This window comes from Stenotrophomonas sp. HMWF003 (assembly GCF_003061285.1).
Lineage (GTDB): Bacteria > Pseudomonadota > Gammaproteobacteria > Xanthomonadales > Xanthomonadaceae > Stenotrophomonas > Stenotrophomonas maltophilia_AP.
The window spans coordinates 1-8,644 of record NZ_QAIW01000399.1; the positions used below are offsets into that span (position 1 = coordinate 1).

General features: G+C 68.3%; 8 protein-coding genes. 4 read left to right on the forward strand and 4 right to left on the reverse strand.

The genetic code is table 11. The features are described 5' to 3' along the window. From DBR34_RS17130 to DBR34_RS17145, 4 genes are all read right to left on the reverse strand, one after another. On the reverse strand, nt 1-1,192 hold a 1,192-nt coding region (locus DBR34_RS17130; protein WP_181394057.1), incomplete at its 3' end, for a type VI secretion system Vgr family protein. Nucleotides 1,193-1,560: 368 nt separating this feature from the next. After that, nucleotides 1,561-2,301 carry an acetoacetyl-CoA reductase gene (gene phbB / locus DBR34_RS17135; protein WP_128097684.1) on the reverse strand — a complete coding sequence of 247 codons (741 nt, stop codon included), beginning with the start codon at nt 2,299-2,301 and terminating at the stop codon, nt 1,561-1,563. A 25-nt stretch (nt 2,302-2,326) separates the two neighbouring features. Next, nucleotides 2,327-3,655, reverse strand: coding sequence for a CitMHS family transporter (locus DBR34_RS17140; protein ID WP_038691835.1), 1,329 nt, complete (start codon nt 3,653-3,655; stop codon nt 2,327-2,329). A 40-nt stretch (nt 3,656-3,695) separates the two neighbouring features. Next, nucleotides 3,696-4,880: a porin gene (locus DBR34_RS17145; RefSeq protein WP_181394058.1), complete on the reverse strand. Its 1,185-nt coding sequence runs from the start codon at nt 4,878-4,880 to the stop codon at nt 3,696-3,698. 181 nt (nt 4,881-5,061) lie between these two features. Between DBR34_RS17145 and DBR34_RS17150 the strand changes: the two genes are divergently transcribed. The 4 genes from DBR34_RS17150 to DBR34_RS23700 form a co-directional block, all read left to right on the forward strand. Beyond that, entirely contained in the window at nt 5,062-5,763 is a 702-nt protein-coding gene (locus DBR34_RS17150) for a response regulator transcription factor (RefSeq protein ID WP_128097685.1), read from the forward strand. Further along, on the forward strand, nt 5,753-7,135 hold the full coding sequence (locus DBR34_RS17155) for a sensor histidine kinase (protein ID WP_128097686.1): 1,383 nt from the start codon (nt 5,753-5,755) through the stop codon (nt 7,133-7,135). The genes DBR34_RS17150 and DBR34_RS17155 overlap by 11 nt, the downstream gene beginning before the upstream one ends. Further along, on the forward strand, nt 7,132-8,193 hold the full coding sequence (locus DBR34_RS17160) for an ABC transporter substrate-binding protein (protein ID WP_128097687.1): 1,062 nt from the start codon (nt 7,132-7,134) through the stop codon (nt 8,191-8,193). The genes DBR34_RS17155 and DBR34_RS17160 overlap by 4 nt, the downstream gene beginning before the upstream one ends. Before the next feature lie 93 nt (nt 8,194-8,286). Further along, on the forward strand, nt 8,287-8,644 hold a 358-nt coding region (locus tag DBR34_RS23700; RefSeq protein ID WP_258224060.1), incomplete at its 3' end, for a response regulator transcription factor.

Here is an 8,644-nt window from a genome sequence, read left to right on the forward strand (position 1 = left end):
CGGTGGGGCGGTGCAGGCGGTCGGCGTACGCGGGTACCACCGTCTGGTCATGCGGCACTGCGCGGAACCGGGTGCGACACTGGCCGGGCGTGAGGCCCTCGCCGTCGCCGGCAGGCACCGCATCGGGCAGGTTGTTGCACGCTTCCAGATGGATGCCCGTGACCAGAAAGCTGCGCCCCGCGCTTGCCTGCGCTGCATGCAACGGGTGCTGCTCGATGGTAACGGCGTCGCCGGTGACCAGGGTGCGCAACTGCCCCTCACCCAGCCATGTGCGTGCGCGCAGCTCCCGCGCCTGCATGCGCAAGCGAGCATAGCGGTCAAGGTCCTGGTTGCCGCTCGCGTAGTACAGCGTCTGCGCTTCATGCGCCTGCAGACCCAGCGTGGCATCGCTGGCGGGCAGTTCGCGATCCAGCACAGAGTCGTCGCTGCCCTGCTGAACCTGCGCGCTGGCGTAGTCATAGCTGGACAACGTCACCGTCGACGGCACTAGGTGGTGGCGTTCCTGCCACTCCTGCAGATCGTCGTCGCGGTCCTCGGTGAGCGCGGTGCGGTACCGCAGTGGCCGGGCTCGGTCCGGGTCGAACAGGCCGCTGTCGCTCAGGTGCAGGCAGTGACGCGGCTGCAGCTGGTCCACGCTGAAGTGGAAGTGGTAACTGATGCCTTCCTCGGCCAGCAGTCGCTCCATGAAAGCATGGTCGCTCTCATTGAACTGCACGCAGTAGGAGCGCGGAGGGTGCTCGCGCAGCAGCTGGCGGGTGTGCTCGAACGCGGCGGCAATGCGTGGATTGCGGTACCGGTGCTCGTCCAGGATCAGCGCCACGATGTCGGGCACGCTGATGTCCTGGAAGACCCGGCAGGCGCGGCGGTGCGCCAGCAGAGCCAGTGCCGAGCCGATCTGCAGGTTCACCTGCGGCAGGCCGCCATGCAGGCCTGCGCGGTGCGCGCCCGTGATGATGCCGGTCAGCCGGCGTCGCCGGCCCTGCGCGCTGATGAGCCCGACACCGATGGAGCGGCCGGGCAGCGCGCTGGTGTCGAGATCGGGACGGGAGGCGACGCATGCGGCGATAAGCTGGAAGTCGCCGCTGAGGCTGTCGCGGTAGTCGATGTGCTGCGGGAGCAGCGGAGCAGCGCCGGCCTCCGGCCCCCACACGATGTCGATCAAGCGATGCTGCGAGTGGGCCTTGGCGGCCACTGCGATTTCATGCGACATGCGTGAGTCCTTCTGATCCACTGGCCACGAAGAAGTGGCTGATGCTGTACGTGGATTAGAAGCGAAGCGGGTCAGTGCGCGTAGCTGGAGAATGTCGCATCCAGCGTGATTTTCGCTGGGAAAACGTGCAAAGAGACTGATGTGTGACTGTGGTCACCCGACTTGTGCGCGGGCCAACGAGCAGCGCCGCTGTGCATCGATCGGTTGATGGTGTGCAGACGTGGCGTTTCATGGCGTGTCGACCAACGGCGAGCACGCGCCGGTGCCGCGTACAAAAAAAAGCCGCAACGCCTCGCAGCGTCGCGGCCACCTCGTGGGGGAGGTCACGCGTCAACCCGACGCGTCAAACATCAGAACATGTGCAGGCCACCGTTCACCGCATAATCCGCACCGGTCACATACGCCGCATCATCGGAGGCCAGCCACGCGCACAGGCTGGCCACTTCTTCCGGCTTGCCCAGGCGGCGGATCGGCACCGAGCCGGCCAACCGGTCCAGCACGTCCGGCGGGAAACTGCTGATCGACTGGCTGGCGATGTAGCCCGGCGAGATCGTATTGACCGTCACCCCGCGGGTGGCCACCTCATTGGCCAGCGCCCGGCTGAAGCCATGCATGGCCGCCTTGGCGGTGGCGAAGTTGACCTGGCCGATCTGGCCCTTGTGCGCGCTCACCGAGCCGATATTCACGATCCGGCCCCAGCCGCGCGCGGCCATGCCGTCGATGACCTGCTTGGTGATGTTGAACAGCGCATGCAGGTTCGAGCCCATCACCGCGTTCCAGTCGTCCGGGCTCATCTGCCGGAACAGCACGTCGCGGCTGCCGCCGGCGTTGTTGACCAGCACGTCGATCTCGCCGACCTCGGCCTTGACCTTGGCGAAGGCGGCCACGGTCGAGGACCAGTCCGCGGCGTTGCCCTCCGAGGCGATGAAATCAAAGCCCAGCTCGCGCTGTTCGCGCAGCCAGCCGGCCTTGCGCGGCGAGTTCGGTGCGCAGCCGGCCACCACGGTGTGGCCGTTGCGGGCCAGCTTCTGGCAGATGGCAGTGCCGACACTGCCCATACCGCTGGTGACGTAGGCGATGCGAAGGGTCATGGCAGAACGCTCCTTGGTAGGCGGATCAGGACGCAAGCGGGTACAGGCCGAACAGCAGGCCGCCGAGCATCAGAAGCATCGAGATGGCGATGGCCCACTTCAGGGTGAACTTCTGGTGGTCGGCGAACTCCACCTTGGCCAGGCCCACCAGCAGGTAGGTCGAGGGCACCAGCGGGCTGAGCAGGTGCACCGGCTGGCCGGCCAGCGAGGCGCGGGCCATCTCCACCGGGGTGATGCCGTAGTTGCCGGCCGCCTCGGACAGGATCGGCAGCACGCCGAAGTAGAAGGCGTCGTTGGACATGAAGAAGGTGAACGGCATCGAGGCGATCGCGGTGATCACCGCCAGGTACGGGCCCCAGCTGTCGGGGATGATCGCCAGGAAACTGTGCGACATCGCCTCCACCATGCCGGTGTTGTTGAGGATGCCGGTGAAGATGCCCGCGGCGAAGATCAGCGCCACCACCGACAGCACGTTACCGGCATGGTTGACCACGCGGCGGCGCTGCTCGGCCAGGTTCGGATAGTTGATCACCAGCGCGATGGCGAAGCCGACCATGAACAGCACCGGCATCGGCAGCACGCCCATGATCAGCGCGGTCATCAGCGCCAGGGTCAGCGCCAGGTTCACCCACAGCAGCTTGGGCCGCTTGGTGTCTTCGGCGTCTTCCACCGTGGGCAGCGCGTTGCCGTCATCGGACACGCTGTTGTCCATCCAGCTGCCCCCCTGCGGCAGGCTGACCACGCCCAGGCGGCGGCGCTCCTTCAGGCCCAGGTACCAGGCCAGCAGCAGCACGCCGGCGCAGGCGATCACCATCGAGGGAATCAGCGGCACGAACACGTCTGCCGGGTCCACGTGCAGCGCGGTGGCCGCGCGTGCGGTCGGCCCGCCCCACGGGGTGAGGTTCATCACGCCGCCGGCGAGGATGGTCACGCAGGTCATGTTCAACGCGTTCATGCCCAGCCGCTGGTACAGCGGCAGCATCGCCGACACGGTGATCATGTAGGTGGTCGACCCGTCGCCGTCGAGCGAGATCAGCATCGCCAGGATCGCCGTGCCCAGCACGATCTTCATCGGGTCGCCCTTGACGAAGCGCAGGATGATCCGCACCAGCGGGTCGAACAGGCCCGCGTCGATCATCACCCCGAAGTACAGGATGGCGAACATCAGCATCACGCCGGTCGGCGCGATCTTCTTGATGCCTTCCAGCATCATCTCGTCGATGTCGGCACCGAAGCCGCCCAGCAGCGCGAAGATGATCGGAATGGTGATCAGGGCAACAAGGGGCGACAGCCGTTTGCTCATGATCAAGTACATGAACGTAATGACCATGCCAAAGCCGAGGATGCTGAGCATCATCTGCAGACTCCTGGAGAGGTAGTGCGGAAGGAAGAAATCAGAAATCGAACTGCAGGCGGCCGGTCACCGCGCGGGTACGGTCCACCGTGGTCGCGGCCAGGCGGTCGCGGTTGCGGCTTTCGATCAGGTTGAGCATGAAGCGCAGGTTCGGGCGCATGTACCAGTTACCGCCCAGCGTCCATGCCTCGGTCTGTGCATCCCGCAGGTCCGGCTGGCCGATCAGGTGCTGGTCGCCGCGCATCTGGTCGTAGCGCAGCGCCACTTCGAAGGCGCCGGCGGGGTGCTGGAAATCCTTGACCCGGCCGAAGCGGCCGGTCTTGCGGTCGTACACGCGCGACTCGCCGGTGACGAACCAGCTCACCAGGCCGTAGCCGGCCAGCACCTTGCCGCGCTGGCTGCCGTCGTCGAAGGTGGCACCGCTGAACTCGCCCTGCCAGGACAACGGGCCGCGCACCTGCGCGTATTCCAGCGACCACTTGTTGACGTCGGTGTCGCGGCCGGCCGAGAAGTCGACCAGGGTCAGGCGGCTGTTGTCGGACAGGTGGCCGGCCGGGCGCGGGCGGATCCTCAGCCCGGGTACGCCGTTGGCGCCGGGATTGTCGTAGCGCTCGTGGGCCAGCGACAGGCCCAGGTGCAGCACCTCGCCGGCGGTGGCGCCCGGTGCCCAGGTGGCGCGGCCACCGGCGGCGCGGCCCTTGACCTGCCAGGCATCGATGCTCTCCAGGCTGTAGGCGCTGGCCGCCCAGGTCATGTCACCGTGCGCGGCCTGCCACGAGGCACCCAGCCGGTACAGCGGGGCCAGCGTGGTGCCGGCGTTGCCGCGTTCCAGGAAGGTGCCGTAGTTGGAGCTGGTGCGGTCGTCCAGCGAGAAGAACTGCTTGAACTGGCCCACGGTGAGCTTGCCGGCGTCGCCGAAGCTGCGGCTGACGAACACGTCCTTGGCTTCCACCCGGTCGCCGGAGAAGTCGGCTTCCAGCTTGTAGTCCACCACGAAGAACTTGCCCGACACATCCACCCAGGCGCGGCGGATCTCGGTGTCGTCCTTGTTGGGGGTGCCGCGGCTGTCGTTGCTGAAGTCGGCGAAATCCAGGTGCAGGCGGCCGCCAACAGTGGCGGTGACCGGGCGTTCATCGTCGGTGCCCTCGGCCGCCCAGACCGGCGCGGTCAGCAGCAGCAGGGTGCAGGCAGCCGGCGTGCGCCAGCGCAGTGAGTTCAGTTCCACGGACCCTCCCAGGTACGTCAGTGCGTGATGTCGGCAATGGCGTGGCAGGGGACTGCGACGCGATGGCGCAGCCTAGTGCCGGGAAGCTGTCATCCACCTGTCAGGGGTTTGTGCACTGCAGCGAAGCCCACGGCAGCGGCCGCTCGCGCTAGCATTCGTGCACCTACGACGAATTGACCCGATGCGCCTGCTGCTGGTGGAAGACAACCCGGACCTGGCCGATGCCATCGTCCGCCGCATGCGCCGCAGTGGCCACGCGGTGGACTGGCAGAGCGACGGGCTGGCCGCGGCCAGCGTGCTGCGCTACCAGAGCTTCGACCTGGTGGTGCTGGACATCGGCCTGCCCAAGCTCGACGGCCTGCGCGTGCTGGCCGGCATGCGCGAGCGCGGCGACAGCACCCCGGTGCTGATGCTGACCGCGCGCGACGGCATTGAAGACCGGGTGCAGGCGCTGGACGTGGGCGCGGACGACTACCTGGGCAAACCGTTCGATTTCCGCGAATTCGAGGCGCGCTGCCGGGTGCTGCTGCGGCGTACCCGCGGCCAGGCCAGCGAAGTGGTGCAGATCGGCGCGTTCCAGTTCGACAACGCCTCGCACCGGGTCAGCCTGGACGGCCAGCCGATCGAACTGCCCAACCGCGAGTACCGCCTGCTGGAAATCCTGATGGGCCGGCTGGGCCAGGTGGTGGCCAAGGACGAGATCGGCAATGGCCTGTTCGGCTTCGACGACGAGGCCGGCCCCAACGCGATCGAACTCTACGTGGGCCGCCTGCGTCGCAAGCTGGCCGACGCACCGCTGCGGATCGTCACCGTGCGCGGCAGCGGCTACCTGCTCGAAGCGCTGGGCGACCACGCCGGCAGTGCAGGCGGCGATGACCACTGACCCGCGCACCTCCGGTTCGATCCGGCACACGCTGTGGCTGTACCTGGGCGCGTTCCTGGCGCTGTTCGCGGTGGCGTTGCTGTTCGGCGCGCGCGCCTACGGACAACGTGCCGCGAACCGTTCCTACGACCACCTGCTGGTGTCTTCGGCGCTGTCGATCATCGACTCGGTGGCGCTGGTGGAGGCGCAGTGGCAGGTGGACCTGCCGTATGCCGCGCTGGACCTGCTGGCGATGGCACCGGAGGACCGCGTGTTCTACCGCGTGTCCGACGCACGCGACCAGACGGTGACCGGGTACGCGGATCTGCCACGTCCGCCGCACGCGCCCAGCGACCGCCCGCAGCTGTTCGATGCCCCCTACAGTGGCGAGCAGGTGCGGTTCGTGGTGGTGGCCCGGCGGGTGTCCTCGCCATCGGCGCAGGGCGAGGTGCGGGTGCAGGTGGGCCAGACCCGGCGCGCCCGCGAAGCGCTGGCGCAGGACATGGTCACCCGTGCGCTGCTGGCCATCGCGGTGTTGTCGCTGTTGTCGCTGGCCCTGGTGGGTCTGGGCGTGCACCGCGCACTTCGCCCGCTGGTGCGGATGGAGCGCGAGCTGGCCCGTCGCGAACCGTCCGACCTGAAACCGCTCGACGCCAGCGTGCCGCGCGAGATGGACAAGATGGTGGGCGCATTGAACCACTTCATGGGCCGCCTGCAGGGCAGCAATGAAACGCTGCGGGCGTTCATGGCCGAGGCCGCGCACCAGATGCGCACGCCGCTGGCCGCGCTGCGCGCGCAGGCGCAGCTGGCGCTGGACGAGGAAGACCCCGAGGACATGCGGCGCAGCCTGCACGCCATCGAGCGCAACGCCACCCACATGAGCCGCCTGCTCAACCAGCTGCTCAGCGACGCCAGCGTGATCCACCGTGCCAACCTGCAGCGCTTCGCCCCAGTGGACCTGGCCGAAACCGTGCACCAGGCGTTGCACGAAGCGCTGCCCCAGGCACTTCCGGCCCCCCGCGTGCAGCTGGCGGTGAGCGCGCAGGCGGCCTGGATACATGGCGACGCGCTGCTGCTGCGCGAGGCCATCAAGAACCTGATCGACAACGCCCTCAAGTACGGCGGCGACGGCGCGCTGCAGGTGGCGCTGACCGAGGAGGCGCAGCACTGGGTGCTGACCATCGCCGACCACGGGCCGGGCATTGCCGCAGCCGACGCCGAGCGCGTGTTCGAGCGTTTCGCGCGTGGCGAAGGGGCCGCTGCCGGCGGCGCCGGACTGGGGCTGGCCATCGTCAAGCGCGTGGTGGACAGTCATGGGGGCCAGATCGACCTGAGCAACCGCGTCGGAGGGGGCCTGGTGGCCACCATCCGCCTGCCGAGGATGCATGCATGAAGTACGCGTGGTTGTTGCTGTTGCTTACGTTGGGGGCAGGCCCGGTGCTGGCCGCGCCGGGCGATGTGCAGCGGTTCCCGGCCAAGGGCCCGGCGGTGGCGCACCTGCGCATCCATGGCTCGACCGACATCGAGGTGTTCGCCACGGTGATTGCCGATTACCAGCGCCTGCACCCGGGCACCGACATCCTCTACGAGGATGTGATCACCCAGGACATCTACGCGCGCTACCTGCGCGACCGCAGTGGTCCGCAGGCGCCGGACATGCTGATCAGCAGCGGCATGGACCTGCAGACCAAGCTGGTCAACGACGGCCACGCGCTGCCGCATCGCTCGGTGCAGACCGACGCCTTGCCCGCCTGGGCGCAGTGGCGCCACGAGGCGTTCGGGATCAGCTACGAGCCGGTGGCCATCGTCTACAACACCCGCACCCTGCCGGCCGCGCGGGTACCGCACACGCGCCGGCAACTGCTGGAACTGCTGCGCGCCCCGGACGCGCCGCTGCAGGGCAGGGTGGGCACCTACGACGTGGAGCGCAGCAGCGTGGGCTATCTGCTGGCCACCCAGGACGGCCAGCGCGGCAGCATTGCCGGTGCGCTGCTGGGCGCGCTGGGCGATAACGGCGTGCACCTGGAAGAACGCACCGGCGTGCTGCTCGACCAGGTCAGCAGCGGCAAACTGTCGCTGGTCTACAACGTGCTGGGCTCCTACGCGCAGGCACGTATCGAAGCCGGCGCACCGCTGGGCATCGTTGAACCGGAGGACTACACGCTGGTGGTGCTGCGCACCGCGGTGATTCCCCGCAGCAGCCCGCATCCGGACGAGGCACGACGCTTCCTCGACTACCTGCTGTCGCCCCGCGGCCAGCAGGTACTCTCGCGCGAAGCCCGCCTGATGCCGATCCTGCCGGCGCAGGGCCAGCAACGCGGCCGCTCGCCCGAACGCAGCTACCGCCCCATCCAGCTCGGCCCCGGCCTGCTCGTGTACCTGGACGGCCTCAAGCGCCGCCAGTTCCTCGACGCCTGGCGCGGCAGCATGCGGCAGCACGACGACCGCTGACAACCGCCACCACGTAGTGCCGGGCTCTGCCCGGCAACGCCATGACAACGATCCCCCCAGGCTCTACCCGGCAACCGCATTACAATTGACCGCATGAGCGAACTCACCGTCCTGATCGCCGACGACCACCCGCTGCTGCGTGCGGCCGTCGTCCATTCCCTGCGCCAGTCGCTGCCGCAGGCGCAGGTGATCGAAGTGGCCAGCGCCGCCACGCTGGAAACCGCACTGGACCAGCACCCGGAAATCGAACTGGTGCTGCTGGACCTCACCATGCCCGGCGCCCGCGGGTTTTCCTCGCTGCTGCACGTCCGCGGCGCGCACCCGGACATCCCGGTGGTCATCGTCTCCTCCAACGACCACCCCCGCGTGATCCGCCGTGCCCAGCAGTTCGGCGCGGCCGGCTTCATCCCCAAATCCGCCCCCGCCGAAACCATCGGCCAGGCAGTGGCGG